At 50.6% G+C, this 18,521-nt stretch carries 16 protein-coding genes; 4 read left to right on the top strand and 12 right to left on the bottom strand.

Annotated features, from left to right (window positions below; genetic code table 11):
* Positions 1-2: 2 nt before the first annotated feature.
* From tatA to ubiE, 6 genes are all read right to left on the bottom strand, one after another.
* Positions 3-254, bottom strand: a complete 252-nt coding sequence (gene tatA / locus G8768_RS00610) for a Sec-independent protein translocase subunit TatA (protein WP_166852997.1) — start codon at positions 252-254, stop codon at positions 3-5.
* Positions 255-304: 50 nt separating this feature from the next.
* Positions 305-643 (bottom strand): phosphoribosyl-ATP diphosphatase, encoded by a 339-nt coding sequence (locus tag G8768_RS00605; protein ID WP_166853000.1) that lies wholly within the window; start codon positions 641-643, stop codon positions 305-307.
* A gap of 59 nt (positions 644-702) precedes the next feature.
* A complete protein-coding gene (gene hisI / locus G8768_RS00600; protein WP_166853003.1) occupies positions 703-1,089 on the bottom strand; it encodes a phosphoribosyl-AMP cyclohydrolase in 387 nt (128 codons plus the stop codon).
* A gap of 78 nt (positions 1,090-1,167) precedes the next feature.
* On the bottom strand, positions 1,168-2,766 hold the full coding sequence (ubiB, locus tag G8768_RS00595; protein ID WP_166853006.1) for a ubiquinone biosynthesis regulatory protein kinase UbiB: 1,599 nt from the start codon (positions 2,764-2,766) through the stop codon (positions 1,168-1,170).
* Complete coding sequence (locus tag G8768_RS00590) at positions 2,763-3,413, bottom strand: ubiquinone biosynthesis accessory factor UbiJ (RefSeq protein ID WP_166853009.1); 651 nt, start codon at positions 3,411-3,413, stop codon at positions 2,763-2,765. The genes ubiB and G8768_RS00590 overlap by 4 nt, the downstream gene beginning before the upstream one ends.
* 17 nt (positions 3,414-3,430) lie before the next feature.
* The gene (gene ubiE, locus G8768_RS00585; protein ID WP_166853012.1) at positions 3,431-4,192 is read right to left on the bottom strand and encodes a bifunctional demethylmenaquinone methyltransferase/2-methoxy-6-polyprenyl-1,4-benzoquinol methylase UbiE; all 762 of its coding nucleotides are present in this window, start codon (positions 4,190-4,192) and stop codon (positions 3,431-3,433) included.
* Positions 4,193-4,446: 254 nt separating this feature from the next.
* On the opposite strand from ubiE, the gene G8768_RS00580 reads away from it, so the two are divergent.
* Positions 4,447-5,697, top strand: coding sequence for a hypothetical protein (locus G8768_RS00580; RefSeq protein WP_166853015.1), 1,251 nt, complete (start codon positions 4,447-4,449; stop codon positions 5,695-5,697).
* Between the two features lie 71 nt (positions 5,698-5,768).
* Positions 5,769-6,125 carry a glyoxalase superfamily protein gene (locus tag G8768_RS00575; RefSeq protein WP_166853018.1) on the top strand — a complete coding sequence of 119 codons (357 nt, stop codon included), beginning with the start codon at positions 5,769-5,771 and terminating at the stop codon, positions 6,123-6,125.
* A 21-nt stretch (positions 6,126-6,146) separates the two neighbouring features.
* Here G8768_RS00575 and G8768_RS00570 read toward each other — a convergent pair whose 3' ends face one another.
* Together G8768_RS00570 and G8768_RS00565 are read right to left on the bottom strand one after the other, a co-directional pair.
* Complete coding sequence (locus tag G8768_RS00570) at positions 6,147-7,019, bottom strand: ABC transporter six-transmembrane domain-containing protein (RefSeq protein ID WP_166853021.1); 873 nt, start codon at positions 7,017-7,019, stop codon at positions 6,147-6,149.
* A gap of 112 nt (positions 7,020-7,131) precedes the next feature.
* Positions 7,132-8,139 (bottom strand): AraC family transcriptional regulator, encoded by a 1,008-nt coding sequence (locus G8768_RS00565; RefSeq protein WP_166853024.1) that lies wholly within the window; start codon positions 8,137-8,139, stop codon positions 7,132-7,134.
* 123 nt (positions 8,140-8,262) lie between these two features.
* Here G8768_RS00565 and G8768_RS00560 point away from each other — a divergent pair, with 123 nt between their 5' ends.
* The gene (locus tag G8768_RS00560; RefSeq protein ID WP_166853027.1) at positions 8,263-9,366 is read left to right on the top strand and encodes an alpha/beta fold hydrolase; all 1,104 of its coding nucleotides are present in this window, start codon (positions 8,263-8,265) and stop codon (positions 9,364-9,366) included.
* A 45-nt stretch (positions 9,367-9,411) separates the two neighbouring features.
* Here the strand turns inward: G8768_RS00560 and G8768_RS00555 are convergent, their stop codons facing one another.
* Entirely contained in the window at positions 9,412-10,032 is a 621-nt protein-coding gene (locus tag G8768_RS00555; protein WP_166853031.1) for a glutathione S-transferase family protein, read from the bottom strand.
* A 176-nt stretch (positions 10,033-10,208) separates the two neighbouring features.
* Here G8768_RS00555 and G8768_RS00550 point away from each other — a divergent pair, with 176 nt between their 5' ends.
* Complete coding sequence (locus G8768_RS00550; protein ID WP_166853034.1) at positions 10,209-13,514, top strand: VPS10 domain-containing protein; 3,306 nt, start codon at positions 10,209-10,211, stop codon at positions 13,512-13,514.
* Between the two features lie 74 nt (positions 13,515-13,588).
* Here the strand turns inward: G8768_RS00550 and G8768_RS00545 are convergent, their stop codons facing one another.
* From G8768_RS00545 to G8768_RS00535, 3 genes are all read right to left on the bottom strand, one after another.
* Complete coding sequence (locus G8768_RS00545) at positions 13,589-16,654, bottom strand: efflux RND transporter permease subunit (RefSeq protein ID WP_166853037.1); 3,066 nt, start codon at positions 16,652-16,654, stop codon at positions 13,589-13,591.
* Between the two features lie 18 nt (positions 16,655-16,672).
* A complete protein-coding gene (locus G8768_RS00540; RefSeq protein WP_166853040.1) occupies positions 16,673-17,824 on the bottom strand; it encodes an efflux RND transporter periplasmic adaptor subunit in 1,152 nt (383 codons plus the stop codon).
* A gap of 315 nt (positions 17,825-18,139) precedes the next feature.
* A complete protein-coding gene (locus tag G8768_RS00535; protein WP_166853043.1) occupies positions 18,140-18,514 on the bottom strand; it encodes a gamma-butyrobetaine hydroxylase family protein in 375 nt (124 codons plus the stop codon).
* Between the last annotated feature and the right edge of the window lie 7 nt (positions 18,515-18,521).

Below are 18,521 nucleotides of genomic sequence, written 5' to 3'. Positions count from 1 at the left end.
CGTTACTTATCGGCTTTTTCGGTTTCTGTTTTTTCAGCGTCTACGGTTTCGCCGTTGTTTTGTTCAACAGCCTTGGGAGCTTCTTCCGGGTCTTTGTTGTCGGCTTTGTCTTCGTCGCTCATGGCTTTCTTAAAGCCTTTAATGGCGCCACCTAAATCACCGCCAAGGTTTTTCAGGCGCTTTGTTCCGAACAACAACAGTACGATCACCAGAATGATCAACAGCTGCCAAATACTAATTCCACCTAAACCCATAATAACTTCCTCATTCTAAAGATCGTGCAGCGATCTGTGTGCTTTGCTGCTTAACTGTTATTACGCGCGGCTTTTTCTTCCAAACCGGAAAGATCAAAGCGGCGCTCTAATTCATTGATAACGGCACTGGCGTCTTCGCCCAGATGGCTGAGCATCACCAGTGAGTGAAACCACAAGTCGGCGGTTTCGTAGATAACATCGCGATTGTCACCGCTGCTTTGGGCGTCCTTGGCGGCCAGCACCGTTTCGACGGCTTCTTCGCCAACTTTTTCCAAAATTTTATTGAGCCCTTTGTGATGCAGGCTCGCTACATAGGAACTGTTCGGATCAGCAGCTTGCTTACGCTCTTCCAGAATTTTGCACAGTTGTGTTAATACGTCGTTTGCCATGGTGCTATTGCGCTCTTTGCTTGGCGATTCTTATGTTGCTTTCAGCAATCTGTTTTCAATCAGCTTTTGTAGATATCGCTCGGGTCTTTTAAAACCGGATCGACCTCTTGCCACTGACCATTTTCAAAACGGCGGTAAAGGCAGGATTCGCGACCAGTGTGACAAGCTATACCACCGATTTGCTGAACTTGCATGACAATCATATCGCCATCGCAGTCCAAACGAATTTCCTCAAGCTTTTGGGTATGGCCGGAACTCTCACCTTTATGCCAGAGTTTCTTGCGGGAGCGGGAATAGTACACCGCTTCATTTCGCTCGACGGTCAGTGCCAGGGATTCTCTGTTCATCCAGGCCATCATCAGAATGCGACCGCTTTTGCTGTCCTGGGCAATCGCGGGCACCAGGCCATCACTGTCCCACTTTACGTCGTTTAGCCAATCGTTCATTGCTTAACCTATATACTGCCTGTGCTGCATTATCGCATAGCACCTGCCCCGGCTAAAGTTGCTCGGGGTATTGAAGTGTTAACGTCCGCGCGGCCAAAGCAGGGCCAAGCCAATGACCCCGAGAAACATTGACTGATATGACCAGCTTACCATCGCAGGGCCGACGGCCATCAGCAGGCAGGCGGTTCCCATGATAGGCCACAGGTAGCCGCCCTTGTGTGTCTTGGGCTCTGCCACTTTTGCAGCTTCTGTCACGGCCGGGCGCAGGCGTTGACGCTCCAGGTTTTCGTAAATCAGCTCGGGGATCTCGGGAAACTTCTCCATCCATTCCGGGGCGTAGCGTTTGAATTGTCGCCACAGCTCCTTCGGGGCAAAACGATCTTTCAGCCAGCGCTCCAGATAGGGGTGAGCGGTGCTCCATAAATCCAGTTCGGGGTAGAGCTGGCGGCCCAGACCCTCGATATTGAGCAGGGTTTTTTGCAGCAACACCAGTTGTGGTTGCACCTGCATGTCGAAACGGCGCGCGGTTTGGAATAGCTGGATCAACACCTGACCAAAGGAAATTTCCGCCAGCGGCTTTTCAAAGATGGGTTCGCAAACACTGCGGATAGCGTTCTCGAATTCCCCGATCGGGGTGTCGGCGGGTACCCAGCCACACTGCACGTGCAACTCGGCAACCTGGCGATAGTCCCGGCGGAAAATGGCCAGCATATTGCGCGCCAGATAGTACTGATCTTCCCGGTTGAGGCTGCCCACAATCGCCATGTCCACGGCGATGTATTGAGGTTGCTTGGGGTTGCTGCGCGAAACAAAAATATTGCCCGGATGCATGTCGGCATGGAAGAAGTTGTCTTCAAACACCTGGCGGAAAAAGATATCGACACCGCGCTCGGCCAGGCGCTTCATGTCGGTATTCTGGGCTTCAAGCTGCTCAATGTCAGTGACCGGAATACCGTAGATACGCTCCATGACCATCACGTTCTGGCGACAGAATTCCCAGTGCACTTTGGGTATATAGAGCAGGGGGGAGTTGTCGAAATTGCGGCGCAGCTGGCAGGCGTTGGCCGCCTCCATCTGCAAGTTCAACTCATTCAAAATGGTGTGCTGGTAATCCTCAACCACCTCTACGGGGCGCAGGCGGCGACCGTCCTGGCTAAAGCGCTCCACCAAGTGGGCCAGGCGAAACAGCAGGGCAATGTCTCCGGCGATGGTATTTTCGATACCTGGGCGCACCGCTTTAACAACGACGTCCTCGCCGCTTTTCAGGGTCGCGGTATGTACCTGGGCCACCGATGCCGAAGCGAGTGGCTCAGGGGAAAATTCAGCAAACAGTTCCTCTACCGGTTGACCCAGTGCGCGTTCGACGATGGCTTGGAATTCTTGCTCGTTAAAGGGCGCAACGTTGTCCTGGAGGTGATTGAGCTCGCGCACAATATCAACGGGCACCAGATCCGGGCGAGTTGACAGAAGTTGGCCAAATTTGACGAAGATCGGGCCCAGTTCTTCCAGGGCATGGCGCAGCCGTTGGCCCCGGTTCAGATCGCCTTTGGGAAACAGCAGGAGCAGAGGTTTGGTGCAGCGCAGCCACCAGGGTTGCTGATGCGAATCCAGCAGCAGGTCGAGGCGATAGCGAGCGGCCACGCGAATTATCTTCAGGAGGCGAAAAAATGCCATCATTCGGGTTGGTTTCCTTGCTTGGCCGCGATAATGGCGGCATCCAGGCTTTGCTTGAGTTTGGTGGCTTTCGCTTCCAAACGGGCGCTGCCATCGCGCAAGTTGTCGACGGCCTGGTGAAAATCGTCCAGTTCAAACGGGTGAGGTGTTGCGTGCAGTTCTTCGCTCAGGGCTTCGCCGCTGCGCTGCCAAACAGCGGATTCGCGCTCGCGCCAAAAGCCAAACCCTTTGCGTATCAATCCAGCCAGACTGGGGCCGGCGATGTCGCCCATAAGCTGGCTCAGGGGCTCTTCCCAATCAATATCCAGATCGCTGGCGATCGACTGCAGGTCGACCAATAGACCGGTGCTGCCAAAGACCTGCACGCCGCTGTTGGCAAGACTGTGTTGACCGGATAGGCCAAGCTGTGCGATCGCCATCGCGCTGCCCTTGAGCTGGCAGTCGATGGTCCCTTCAAAGTGCTGACGCAGCTGAACCTGGCCCTCTTCAAGCACGACAAAAGCCGTGATCGTCGGGGACTGGCAGCAAACCTGCAAGGTTTTGTTGCCCAGTTGTCGTAAACGCTGCTGACTGGCGGGATCGTAGTTCAGGGCGCTGTTGATCATGCGCTCCAGACTGGCAAAAGCCGCTGTGCTGAGGGTGGGGTCCATGATTGGCTCTTCAGTTATCAGGGCTTAATGCCCTTGTGCAGCGCCACGATACCACCGGTCATGTTGTGATATTCGCAGGCCGCAAAGCCGGCGTTCGCCATCATGTCTTTCAGGGTGTCTTGGTCCGGGTGCATACGAATCGATTCAGCCAGATAACGATAACTGTCGGCATCGTTAGTGATCAGGCGGCCCATTGTCGGGAGGAAAGCGAAAGAGTAGGCGTCGTAGGCCTTTTCCAGCAGAGGATTGGCGGGCTTGGAAAATTCCAGAACCAGCAAGCGGCCACCGGGTTTCAACACACGCAGCATGGAGCGCAGGGCCAGATCTTTATCGGTCACATTGCGCAGGCCAAAGGCGATGGTGATGCAGTCGAAGGTGTTGTCTGCGAACGGCAGGTATTGGGCATCGGCCTGGGATACCTGAACATTGCCGGCAACGCCTTTGTCGATCAGCTTATCGCGACCGACTTTCAGCATGGAATCGTTGATATCCGCCAGAATCACCTGACCTTCCGGGCCGACCAAACGGCTGAATTTCAGGGTCAGGTCTCCGGTGCCGCCAGCAATGTCCAGCACCTTCTGGCCCTTGCGAACACCGGAAAGCTCGATGGTAAAACGCTTCCACAGGCGGTGAACACCGCCCGACATGACATCATTCATCAGGTCATATTTGGCCGCTACCGAGTGGAATACATCAGCAACACGACCGGCCTTCTCGCCTTTATTGACCGTTTCATAGCCAAAGTGAGTCGTTTCCTGATCCTGTTTATGCTCGCTCATAGTGCTTTTTCGCTTGGTTTAAAGTCGGGCGCTATTTTACAGGCTGGAGGCGTAATTGCCACGCGAGAGCTTGAATCGGAAGGGAATCAAAGCATGAATTTGGGCATCGGGCTACCGTCGGGCGTGCGGGTGAATCCGACCTTCTATTAATATTAACGGATATAAAGGCAATCTTGTCTTATTCTGCGGGCTTCTACTTTTAAATGGTTTATACTTCGATTTTACTCAGTAGATAGTAGTAACTAAGGTTTATTATGTCGCAGCCTGGATCCCAGCAACGACCCGCCCCGATTTACAGTCGTTTCCGTGATGTCTTTAAAGAAGGCTTCAAAATTGATTGGGTTACCGCCAGCTTTCTCAGCATTACCCATGTACTGACACTGATTGCAACGCCTATTGCCTATATCTATGCACCAGAGGGTTTATGGCGCTGGATGCTGGCCTGGACCATCCTGCATGCCTTGATCGGCAGCTTGGCAACCACGGTATACAGCCATCGTTTGATTGCCCATGGAGCAGCGAAAATGGTGAGCTGGCCTGTCCATATTTTGTTCGGTTTTATCGGCCAGGTAATGGCGGTTCAGGGGCCGGTGCGTCGCTGGGCGGCGATGCATATTATTCACCATGGTGTCGATCGCAACGGCCAACATCACCGTGACCCCTACAGCGCAACCTGGTTTCCACAGGCCTGGCGCAACTTCGTGTGGTCCCATATGTTGACCTACTATTTCAAGCACCCGGAAGACGACATGATTCGTCGTGCTTATGAGAGCAAAAACCACCCGGCGCTGGTTTGGCAGGAAAAGCTCTATATTCCGCTTTTGGTTATCCTGAATTTCCTTTTGCCTATGGCACTGGGTTTATATCTGGCGGGTTTCGTTGGCATGCTGTGCATGATGATGGCGGGTATTGCCGGTTTTGTATTGGCGCAGCACAACACCTGGACAGTGAACAGCGTGACCCATATGTGGGGCTTTACCTCCGGTGCCTTTAGCTCGGCTGTGAACAATTATGTTTGGCTTGGCCCATTGGGTGAAGGTAATCACCATGCTGATCACCACGATTTTGCTCGCGACTATCGTAATGGTTTCGGTGTCAGTGGCTGGTTGCTGGACCCGACTCGCTACGTCATTTTGGGCTTGCGAGCGGTTGGGTTGGTAAAAGGTCTTCATCGGGCAAACAAGCGCCAGGAGGCTGAAATTCTCGCGCGTCGCAAATTGATTCATGCTCAATCCCAAACCAAGAAGGCACGTTGGCAAGCCTGGGAAGACAAGCTGGAAGCCTTAAAAGCAGAATGGCTGGAAGCGGCCCAACGTTTTGAGCAGTTCAGGCAGAGAAAGGTGCAGCTTAAAGTGCAACTCAAAACAGCCAGCTTGCCGAAGATTGAATTTCGCAAAAAACTGGACCTGCTGAAAGCGGAGATGGAAGTAGCTCGTCGCGCCATGCGTGCCCGCCGTCAGGCTTTCCTGGATGCACTCTTTGAAATGAGAGCACTGCCGGCCTAGAGTTTGCTTTTCTAATGATAAGGGGTAGAGTCGATACGGTTCTGCCCCTTTTTTGTTTCTGGTGAAGATTGATGAACTATCAAACGATTCCTGTCCTCAGGATTTTTGATGAAGAAAAAGCCAAGGCTTTTTATCTGGATTTTCTTGGTATGAATCTGGATTGGGAGCATCGTTTTGAAGCGAATTACCCAGTCTATATGCAGGTCTCAAAGCAGAATCTGGTCTTGCATCTGAGTGAGCATTCGGGCGATTGCTCGCCGGGTGCTAAAACGTTTATTCATTGCGACGATGTCGACATGCTGTTTTCCGAGTTGCAGGAAAAAAATAATAAGTACTGCAAACCAGAAATTGAAACGGCGCCCTGGGGCGATAGAAGTCTGACGGTGATCGATCCCTTTTCCAATCGCTTGTTGTTCAATGAGCGCTAGTGCATTCTGATTTCAGGTGCACTATTTCAGGGCTTGTTTTGTATTTATTTCAGAATTGATACGCGTCATGATCTCGCTCAGTCGAGACCAGCCTTGCAGCGTGACGGGCAAGATCAGGGCTGCTTCGACAAAGCTCCAGGAATAACTGATCACTGAAAAAATATTACCCACCGTCACTTGAACATGACTTGCGGCAAACCATAGATTGAACGAGACAAAGCTGAGTAACAGTAAAAAGATCAAACCATAAACGAGTGACTCGGTATCCGAAAGATTGACCTCCAGCTTTCGCAGGCGCAACAAGTGATGAGAAATGCGTTCCGGCTTGCGGGTTTCCAGAGTGTCCACCTGTTTTTCTTCCTGATGGTTGTACGCGGAATTCAAACGATAAAAATGTTTGTGAAATAAGCTGTATAAGACCAACATGACGACAACGGTTCCCAGTGCGGCAAAAGCCAGAGCCGGATGGAAGGTATAGAGCACCACCACAGAGATAATCAGTTGAACAATGGAGGTCATTAGCTCGGGGGCTTGATGTTCCAAAAAGTCGACCAATTCTCTTCCCATGCCAATACGAGCGTTCACAACAGACGTGGCCAGCTTGTTCGAACGGCCTGCCAGGGTTTTGCCCAGTTCCACCCGAATCGTTCCGAACACTCGAGTATCGTAAACTCTTCGGCCGACGCCTATTACCAAAAGAGCCCCCATGACGGAAATGAGTTTGATGAAATCTTCATAGCGATCTTCCAGCAGGCCATCAATGGCAAAGCCAATAAACAATGGGATCAAGGTCATCAAGACCGTTTCCAGCAGAGTCAGTAACCAGGTTACGCTGATGGATTTCCAGAATCGTTTGAGCAAACTGGAAACTGTTAATGATAGTCCGTCCAGCATGGAGATTATTCCTACACGGTTTTGGAGAATTATTGGAATGCTAAGCCTAGCCCCCTTAGGTGGCAAAATTAGTGTCCAAAACCACTGAGCTAAAATAGCGAGGCCAGTATCCTCATTCGCGGCCTGTTCGAATTTGCATGGGTGTTTTGTTGTAAAATCTACGAATGGCTCTGCGGAAATTTGAAGGCTCTTGATACCCGAATAAACTGGCAATGGCATCAATGGTGAGGTCGCTGTTGCACAGATATTGCTTTACCAATTCCATTTGGACCTGTTGCTGAATGATACGGAAACTAAACCCTTCCTGGGCCAGTTTTCGGTTGAGGGTTCGGCGTGACATGTGCATAGCTTGAGCAAGATCAGTTTCTTTGGGCAGAGGCGGTCCGCTACAGCGCAGAATCTCTCTGACACGCTGAGTGTATTCACTTTGTCCTTTTAAAGAGGCTTTGTCACTTTGCCGATTGCATTGCTCAAGTGCGGTTTGCCACAGCTCGGGGTTGTAGGCCGCCGGGCGAACAGATCCCAGCGGTGCTGGAATTTCAAAAGCGGTCACCGTTTCATTGAAGTGACAGGGGCTGTCAAAATACTTGGGGTATTCGTTGGTGTAGCCGGGTGGGGGAGTCGCGAAGCGATAGTGTCCATCACAGACCGGCCTGCCGAGAATGCCCTGCACCGAGTTTTGCAGAGTGCGCATAAACACTTCAAGCTGTGTCTGGCGTGTATCGCCGAGGTCCTCAAGTTCGTAGGCCTGAACACATAAATAGTGTTGCCCATTATGCTGCTTGCTGTGAAGCTCAAGGTGGATCGCTGAGGAAAACATGCGGCTGTAGCTGACGTAGGTTTGCAAACAATCTTGCAGGCTTGGTGCGCTGATTGCGGCGAGCCCGGCAAAACCTGCGGAAAAGGCATCGGCGTATTGACCGAAGAGTAGACCAAGTTCGGGACGTTTGCTCAGTGCCAATGCCAGGCTAAGGAAATCCCGAAACTCATCATTCTCAAGATAAACTTCACTCTGCAATTGTTCTTTGCAAAGAGCACTGTGGTGCCACAACTCTTCAAGATCGACACCCAGTATTTCCAGTTCTCTCGTTATCAAACGTGCATAATAAACGCTAATCATATCAGTTTTCCGCCTTGTGGCTCAAAATGACACGAAATAGACCCAAAATCAACTCACCTCTCTGTGACACTTCTTTCAAACTGCTGATGACTCATTTAGCTGTTTGTTTAAGAGGAAGCGCTGATGTCTGTTTCGTATAAAGTGAGCCGTGAGCCGGGTAACACCCCCTTAAAGCATTGGCCGGAAGATTACGTGCCAGGAGGTAAGCAAAATGCCCGCTGGCTGACGCTGCAAAAAGGGCCGGATGCTGGCAAAAAGTTGTTTTACTACGATGTGACTTTGGGAACCGAAGAGCCCGATAAAACGTTGCTGTTCGTTCACGGTAACCCTGAAAGCAGTTACACCTACGCAAAGACTATTGCCGAATTACAAAACCGGACTGATGTGAATGTTAGAGTGGTTGCGATGGACCACATCGGTTTTGGTCTTTCCGATCAGGCCAGCTTTGAAATGGTGGATTTCCACCATGCCCACAACTTGCAACAACTTATTGAACATCTGGATCTCAACAATATTTGCCTGTTGATTCATGATTGGGGCGGCGCCATCGGTATTGGTTCCTTGATCGATCAGGCCGAGCGGGTGAAGGCACTGTTGATAATGAATACCACCGTTTTTCCCATTGCCAGAGATGGGAAGTGGGTGTACGACAATTTTCCGTTTCCGGGGGTTTTATCCTGGAACAAATTGGCAGCCTGGTTCCCCAATAAATTGTGGCCCTATTTATGTTCCATGATTGTTTGCCGGCCCATATACAGCTCACCGGGATTTGCTTTGGAATCTTTCCGGTTTTCGATAAGAGCGATGTTCGGAAAATTAAATCAACAGGAAACGCTTTATCGCGATATGTTTAACAGCGACATCAACAGCAGAAGCTCTCGACGAAATGCACGGCAGACCCACCGATGGGGCTACGGTTATCAATACCATGATCCTCTTGTGGGGGAGCAAGACAATAGTAAATTTTATCAGAATATTCAGGGAAAAATCTCGAAACTATGGGGCGGGAAAATTCCAGCTCTGGGTTTCTTTGGCCAATGGGATGTTCTGGCAAAGCCTTCGGTATTACAGCAGTGGTGTGCGCACCTTCCCCAACTTGAAGATCGAATATCCTTGTATCCCAAGCGGGGGCATTTTATTGAAGAGTGGGAATATGTCGACATCGCCAACGGTGTTGTTTCGCTGCTCAATGATATGCGTAGCGGCCATTTTGGAAACGGCGATTAGGAAGACGCTCAAGGTGTGGGAAGGCGACGCCTTCCCCAGAGTAAATTAAACAGTTTTATCCAATTCCGCTTCAATGCTTTCGGCTTTCTGGAACAGTGCCTGGCCGGCGAGAAAGTCATAGTAGCTTTGCAGGTTGGGGAAGAAGGCAAGTGCGCCACTGCGGTGCAGAGCGTCCACAATAAAACTCATCATGATATCGGCGCCACTCAGTGTATCGTCCACCAGAAAATGCGCGCCAGCATTGTCGTTAAAGAAGCCCATGACTTTGGCAACTTCGTTCTGGGCGTATTGATCCAGCATATTCATTTTGGCGCCGTCTTTATCTACAAACATCTTTAAAAGTAAGGGCAGGATGGCGGAGCTTTCTGCGAAATGCATCCATTGTAGGTAATCGATATAGTGCTTGCTATCGGTAGCGGGAATCATGTCCGGGCGATACCGCTGGCACAGATATTCGGTAATGGCGCCGGATTCGGCAATCACGCGTCCATTGTGCTCAACAACCGGAGACTTACCCAGAGGGTGGATGGCCTTTAATTGATCCGGCGCAAGATTGCTTTGGGCATCTCGCTGATAGGCTTCAATGCGGTATTCGACCCCCAGTTCTTCCAGCAACCAGATAATACGCTTCGAACGGGATTTATTCAGGTGATGCAAAACGATCATGAAAACTCCTTTATTATTGTCATCGTTTTGTGACGGTCGCCGGGCTCTGACGCATACAGGCAACAACTCGGCGCATTGTCCTTCACTTTTTTCGGAAATACTAATACCTTCGGGAAAAATGTTATGTTATAACATTTATATTCCCCTCTAAAATACACAATAAGCAGGAATACGCTATGTACAATTCAGGGCTTACGCGCTCTTTGAAAGGCATGCTATTGGGCACCATGTGTGCTCTTGTCAGCTTGCCGGGCTTCGCAGAGAAGGCCAAGGAAGACGATGCGCCACTTTCCAGCGCGACCTTTAAAGGTTTAACCCTCCGAAATATTGGCCCCGGCTTCATGTCCGGACGAATTGCCGATATCGCCATTGATCCCAAAGATACCAGCGTCTGGTATGTCGGCGTGGGTTCCGGTGGTGTTTGGAAAACCAAAAACGCCGGTGTTACCTGGAAGCCGATTTTTGACGAGCAGCCGGTGTATTCGATCGGTGCCGTTGTACTTGATCCAAACAACAGCAACACCGTTTGGGTCGGCAGTGGTGAGAATGTTGGCGGTCGTCACATCAGTTTCGGTGACGGTATCTACGTGAGCCATAATGGTGGTGCCAAGTGGACGAATATGGGCCTGAAAAACTCCGGCCATATTTCTGAAATTATTGTTCACCCGAAAGATCCAAACACTCTTTGGGTTGCTGCCCAGGGGCCGCTGTGGAAAAAAGGTGGCGAACGTGGTCTGTTCAAGACAAGTGATGGCGGCAAGTCCTGGAAAAAAGTGCTCGGCGACAATGAATGGGTCGGTGTAACCGATGTGGTTATCGACCCCCGCAACCCAGAGATATTGTACGCAGCAACCTGGCAGCGCCATCGCACAGTGGCGGCCTACTATGGTGGTGGTCCGGGTTCAGGTCTGCACAAATCCACAGATGGCGGTGAAAGCTGGCAGAAACTGGAACAGGGTCTGCCCAAGGAAGAGATGGGCAAAATTGGTTTGGCCATTTCTCCCATTGATCCCGATGTGGTTTATGCGGCTATTGAGTTAAAACGACGCACCGGTGCGGTTTATCGTTCTGCGGATCGTGGCGCATCCTGGGTAAAAGGTGCTGATGCGGTTGCTGGCGGTACCGGCCCTCATTATTACCAAGAGCTCTACGCCAGCCCGCATTTCTTCGATCACATTTATCTTGCAGGCGTGCGCATGCAGGAATCAAAAGATGGCGGTAAAACCTTTACTGCGATGAAGGAAGAGCATAAGCACAGCGATAATCACGCTATGGAATTTATCGCCGATGATAAGAACTACATGATGGTAGGTTCTGACGGTGGTATCTACGAGAGCTTCGACAAGGGAGCTCACTGGCGTTATCACGCCAATCTTCCGATCACTCAATACTATAAAGTAGCCGTCGACGACGATGCGCCTTTTTATAATATTTATGGCGGTACACAGGATAACAATTCCCAAGGTGGTCCTTCGCGAACTGACAGTGCCCACGGTATTTTGAATTCCGATTGGGAAGTTATTTTGTTTGGTGACGGGCATCAGCCGGCCACTGAGCCTGGTAACCCTGATATCGTGTACGCTGAGTGGCAGCAGGGTAACCTGACGCGCTATGACCGCACGACCGGAGAAATGGTCTTCATTAAACCGCAACCGGGCAAAGGCGAATCACCCGAGCGTTACAACTGGGATGCGCCGATTCTGGTGAGCCCTCATAAGCCGACGCGTTTGTATTTTGCTTCGCACCGCGTGTGGAAGTCGGAAGATCGTGGAGATAACTGGACAGCCATTTCAGGGGATCTCACAAAAAACCTGAGACGTATCGAGCAGCCTATTATGGGTGCCAAGCAAGGTTGGGAAGGTGCTTGGGATCTGTTCGCGATGTCACAATACAGCACCATTACCTCCCTGTCAGAATCGCCAGTTGTTGAAGGTCTACTGTATGCCGGAACCGACGACGGCCATATTCAGATCAGTGAGAACGGTGGTGAGTCCTGGAAAAAAGTCAACGTGGGCAGCTTGCCAGGTGTTCCAAAAACAGCCTTCGTAAACGACATCAAAGCCGATATGTTTGATGCCGATACTGTGTATATCGCTCTGGACAATCATAAGTTTGGCGATTACAAGCCTTATCTGTTGAAGAGTACCAATCGCGGTAAATCCTGGAAGTCCATGGCTGGCAACTTGCCTGCCAAACATCTGGTATGGCGCGTAGTACAGGATCACGTTGATCCAGAATTGTTTTTTGCCGGTACTGAATTTGGTTTGTTCTTCACCATTGATGGTGGTCAGAAGTGGGTAGAGTTGAAGGGTAATGTGCCGACCATTTCTTTCCGTGACCTGGCCATTCAACGACGTGAAAATGATTTGGTTGGTGCCAGTTTTGGTCGAGGCTTTTTCGTACTCGACGATTACAGCGCTCTGCGTAATCTGTCTGAGAAAAAGCTGGAGCAGGAATCGTTGTTGTTCCCGACGCGAGATGCGCTTTGGTATATCGAAAGAACACCTCTGGGTGTGGGTGCCGTTGGCTCTCAAGGTGAAAACATCTTCCGTTCTCCCAACCCGGAGTTTGGCGCCACTTTCACATACTACTTAAAAGACGATCTCAAGAGCCTGAAAGAAACTCGTCAGGCCAAAGAAAAGTCTTTGAAGAAAGCCAAGAAGCCCGTTAGCTTACCTTCCTGGGAAGCGCTGAAGGCTGAAGAGCGACAGCAAAAGCCAACACTGTGGTTTACCATTCGCGATGAGCAAGGCAATGTCATTCGCAAAATTGCGGGCGGAGCCAAAAAAGGTGTGCAGCGTGTGACCTGGGATCTGCGTTGGCCAGCGCAACAGGCGATTGGCTTGCAGGGCAATTACTTTGAGCCAGAGCCGCAAGGGCCCCTGGTTGCTCCAGGTAAATACACCGTGAGCATGAGCAAGGAAGTTGATGGTCGTGTCAGTGAGTTGCAAGCACCTCAGTCTTTCGAGGTTGTTCAGATGCACAAACGTGGTGCTCTGAAAGAAATTGATGGTGCCAAAGTGGCCGCATTCTGGAAAGCTCTGGCCGAAGCTCAGCGCCTGTCAACCGCAACGGGTCAAGCATTGGCTGATGCGGTAAAACGTCTGGATATGATCGAACAGTCTTTGGATCGCACATCCACAGCGCCGGGTGAATACGATGCAAGATTTGCAGCGTTACGTTCGAAGCTGTTGGCACTGGATACCCGTTTGAATGGTAATCCGGCGAAAAACCAGATCGGTGCCTGGAATGACACAGTCAGCGTTTATGATCGTTTGTTTCACGCGCAAATCGGTACGTTTAAGTCCACCTACGGACCAACGCCGGCCATTCAATCCAGTTTGGATATGGCTAAGGAAGAATTGCTTGAAGTTCGAGCCGAGTTGAACAGATTGATCGGTGAAGACATTCCAGCCTTTGAAAAAGAGCTGCAATCCCTGGGCGCCCCGTGGGTACCAGGTCAACCTTTACCCTCACTTTAAGAGTGAATTGGCGGTAAATAAAAAAGGGCTCATCTGGAGCCCTTTTTTTGCTTCGTTTTGTCTGATTGTTGTTCTTAAGATTTATATTCCGCTTTAAACAATACTGCGTACAGTGCGGGTACAAATCCCAGAGTTAACAAACTGCCGACAACAATACCGAAGGCAATCACGATACCCATTCCGCTCCACAGGCTTCCGCCAAACAGAATCAGTGGGATCAAACCTAAAGCCGTGGTACATGTCGTTACCAGAATCGGACGCATACGAGCTTCACAAGCGGCTTGAATAGAATCCAGAATGGAGTCGCGTTCGGCACGTTCCTCCTCTATCCGTTCGATCAAGACAATGCCGTTGTTAATAATAATTCCGGCCAGACTGAACAGGCCCAGCATACACATAAAGCCGAAGCTCTCACCGGTAATCAACAAGCCAAAGCTGGCACCGATCAAACACAGTGGGATGGTCAGCAGAATAACTGCTGGGCGACGGGCAGAGTTAAACTGCAAGACCAGTAAGATCACAATACCCATCAAACAAGCGGGCATGTACTCAAACAGTGCCGCATTGGCGCTGTCACTGTCCGCTACGTCACCGGCCAGTTCCAAACGATGGCCAGGCGGTAACTCAAAACTGTCCAGCATCGGTTGAATGTTTTCCAGTAACGTGGCCGCTGGCCAAATCTGATGCTTGGCGCTCAGTTCAATGGTGCGTTCCAGATTGCGTCGACGAATCTGGCTGGGCTCAATCACTGCGTCAATTTCCACCACCTGCAACAATGGCACAAAGCTTTGGTTGGTGGGTGACATGATGGTGATTTGGCGCAGGGAATCCAGGCTGCTGCGTTTGTCCTGATCGGCACGCATGCGAATTGGAATCACTTTATCGCCTTCGCGATAATCACTGACGTCCATCCCGGAAAAGTGAGCTTGCAGGGCATTGGCAATCAGGCTGCTGTCCAGCCCCGCGCGGCGGGCGCGAGACTGATCAACTTTCACAATGATTTTGGCCACTGGGCTTTCCCAATCATTGTGAATGCTTTTCATGTCTGGAATGCGGCGCAGATTATCGACTAACTCATTGGCTTTATCCTGAAGTACTTCTTTGTTCGGGCCGATCAAACGCAACGCCAGGCCTTTACCACCACCGCCGCCTACGCCGAGCTTTTCAATTCGCGCACGCGCATCGGGCAATTGGGTCAGCACAAAGTCGCGGCTGCGGCGAGCGATATCGTCAATGCCATCGGCTTCTTTGGCGGTTACGACAAAGAAAGCTGCATTCGGTGCAGGATCGGGCGGTGACAAAGATTGAATAAAGCGTGGGCCACCATCGCCAATATAGGCGGTTGCTGAAACCAGTTCCGGATTCTGTTCTTTATCCGCTAGCCAGTCACTGAAGGTCTGGGTCACTTCCTGGGTTTTGCGAATATCCGTGCCGGCCGGCAAATCCAGATAAACCACAAACTGATTGCTGGAACTTGGCGGGAAGAACTCTTTCGGAATAAACGCCATCGCAAATACGGACAGTGCAAACAACCCGATCATTGCTAACAGGAAGACTTTACGGAATTGCAATATGCCTTTGAGTATGGCGCTGTATCCAGCCTGTAGACGGCTCACAATACCACTCACCATCGCATCCAGCCCGGAAGGCTTGGCAGCTTTTTTATCGCCGACAAATTTCGCATACAACATCGGCAATGCGTAGATGCTCAGGAACCATGAGGACAGCAGGGCGAGGATAATCACCTGACTGAGTGAGCTGATGTATTCGCCGGCCTGGTTGTCGGCCAGCATCAACGGCATAAAGGCCAGGATGGTAGTTAATGATGAACTCAATAGGGGGATCGATAAACTCTTGGCGGCATCAACGGCAGCATCGTACATGGTTTCGCCATCGTCGATTCGACGTTTGATGTCTTCTGCCATCACAATGCCATTGTCCACCAATAAGCCCAGCGCAATAATAATGGCTGCGATGGATACAATCTGAAGTTCCACACCCCAGGCGTTCATGCCAATTAAACTGAGTAAGATCGTAAGTGGCACCAGGCTTCCCACCAGTAGTCCGAGACGTAAGCCCAGGAAAACCATCACAACTGCCAATACCACCAATACGGTTTGGAAGAGATTGCTCAGTGCTTCATTGATTTGTTTGTCGACCACGGCAGGTTGGTAATTCACACGCTTTAATTCCAAACCAACGGGCAACAATTGACGTTGCTGGTCAGCCAATTGATCGACCTGGCGCGCAAATTCGGCGATGGCAGTATTTGGAATCTGTGAGATACCCAGGATTACAGCGGTCTGGCCATTAAAAGTAACCGGTGATGCTGGTGGGTCCTGATAGCCGCGTTCAACATCAACCAGATCGCGCAGGTACACCATGCTCTCACTGTTGGGCAGTTTCACCAAAGTGTTTTTAATGTCTTCGACACTTTGGTAAGTCCCTGTTGGCTCAATCACAAAGCGATCGCCATCGGCTTCAATAATGCCGGCCGGTAGAATCACGTTTTGATTTTTCAGCTCATTGGTGATTTGGCTGCTTTGTAATTGGTTCTGCAACAGCTTGGCTTCATTGAAGTTCAGCCAGATCCGTTCTTCCTGAATACCATGCAAGCTAACGCGCGCTACCAGGGGTAATGCATTGAACTCATCTTGCAGGCGGCGGGCAACTTCGCGCAGTTCGGCATGGCTGTAATCACTACCAGTCAGTGCCAGGGTAATGGGCGCTACGCGGCCGTAGTCGTCATTTACGAATGGCCCCTGAGTGCCTTCGGGCAAGCTGCCGGCAATGTCTTTCATTTTGTTGCGCAGCTTTTGCCAGATTGGCGCGACATCGGTATAGCGGTCGTGAACGGTGACATTGATAATGGCTTCGCCAGTGCGAATGCTCACCGTGATGTCTTTAACCTCTTCGAGTTCTTTAATTTTCTTCTCGATGGGTTTGACGATGAGGTTTTCCATTCGTGAAGGCGACATGCCCTCAAAGTTCGCAACTACCGAGGCTACGCGAATAATAATTTGAGGTTCCTCGCGGCTGGGAAAGCCCGAGTACAAAAACAAACCGAATAAAATAATGGCGGCTAGAATGAACTGGCTAAAGCGCTGCCGGTCCAGGCCGAATCGTGTAATTAAATCCATAGTGATCGCCTCCTTGTCTTATTGCTCTTGGCGCCACTCGGGCTCCCACAAGGTAACTTCCTGGCCAGCGAATAAGAACGGTAGGCCGGCGGAAGCGATTTTATCGCCTTTGTTCAAACCTTTGATTACTTCAACACTGTTGTCGCGCAGATCACCCAGTTCGATTTCGCGTTTTTCCAGGAGTGACGTTTCTGGATTAAACAGCAGAACGCCCGCAAAGCGATTGTCATCTTTATTGACGTTACTTTCGGACAGGGCTGATACCGGAATCATATAAATTGGTGTTTCCTGATTTTCAGCGCGGAACGAAAAAGTGACATTGGCGGTCATGCCTGCGCGGATGTTTGAGGTGTCTCCGCTGAGCTGTACTTTGACCGGGAAGGAGCTGCCGGCTTCAACCTGAGAGCCGATGCTGGAAACTTGTCCTTCCAGGCTCAAACCGGGAACTGCAGGAAAATCGGAGCTGACCAACTGACCATATTCAATATAAGGCATCATGCTTTCAGCAGCCGGCACTTTGATTTTAAAACCGGTGTCACCTTGCAATTGAAAAACGGTATTGCCGGATTGAACACTTTGGAAGGGTTCCAGGGTGCGGGTGTTAATGGTGCCGGCAAACGGTGCGCGCAGTTTGGTGCGTTCCAGATTACGATTAGCTTCCTGTACGCGATCTTCGGCGACCTTCACCTGGCTATTGGCTGCATCAGCGGCCGCTTGCAGCTTGTCGATGGTGGCTTGGGCGACCAGCTTTTTCGCAAACAGTTGCTGGTTTCTTTTTAATTCCGAAGAGCTGTTTTGCTGTTCGGCGCGAGCCTGGTTCAGCTGGGCCTGAGCCGAGCTGAGAGAAGTGCGGTAATCTTTGGGGTCCAGTTCTGCAAGAACCTGATCCTTGCTGACCAAATCGCCTTGTTTCACCAATACATTGGATACTTTACCGTCGACGCGAAAGCTTAGATCGGTTTTGTCAGATGGTTCGACAATGCCAGTAACTTTTCTCACACTGCCGCTGGATTCCTCGCCGACACTAAAATATTTAATGGCTTTTGGCGGAACCGCTTGCTGTGTTTCAAGCTGTTCACTACAGCCAGCAATCAGGGCAGCGGCGGCCAGAGCAATGCCACTGCGTTTAATGGGGAGGGTGTTTTGTTGTAAAAAGCGAATGAATCCCATAAATATCTCCAAAAAATAAAGCGGGTCGTTGCGGTTTATTGAAGTCGGGAGGAGAGCAGGGCAATGTCTCTACACTGAAACAAGATGGTGCTGATAATGATGTCGCCAACATAAACTGCAATTCTGGCGGTTTTATTGCCCTGAGATTTCTCTCTTCCTGCTTTCTAATAAGCCGCAATAATCCTTCAACCCGAAAACCGCGCCATTGTAGAGTGTTTGTACATGGACTTGGGTTAAGTAAGGTTATTTTTGTATCGTCTGCCCCTATTGGGGTGGGTTTAATGACGCTTTTGTTTCAGTGTTAATGCTAAATCATTATCCAAGCCGGATGATTTGAGTGTCGGGGTCGCGACTGAGGCCGGCATCATCCAGTTTTTGTAAATAGTTTTGCCACATCGATTCCTGATTTTTGCCAAGTTCCGCAAGGTAGCTCCAGCTGTATATGCCGGAGTCATGGCCATCATCAAACAGGATTCGAATGGCATAGTGGCCGTTGGGTTCCAGAGTTTGTATGCCCACGTGTTGTTTGCCGTGTTGCAACACTTCCTGTCCAGGCCCGTGACCTTTTACCTCTGCAGAGGGTGAGTGCACGCGTAAAAACTCTGCGCTCAGGTGGTAGGTTGCATCGGAGAAGCTGATTTCCAGTTCCTGGCTTTTGCGGTGCAATTCAATTCGGGTCGGGCTTTGCATAAATCTG

Origin of the sequence: Pseudoteredinibacter isoporae, assembly GCF_011602085.1 — a bacterium.
GTDB lineage: Bacteria > Pseudomonadota > Gammaproteobacteria > Pseudomonadales > Cellvibrionaceae > Pseudoteredinibacter > Pseudoteredinibacter isoporae.
The sequence above is the reverse complement of the archived record's forward strand: the minus strand, read 5'-3'. Positions and strand labels throughout refer to the sequence as shown.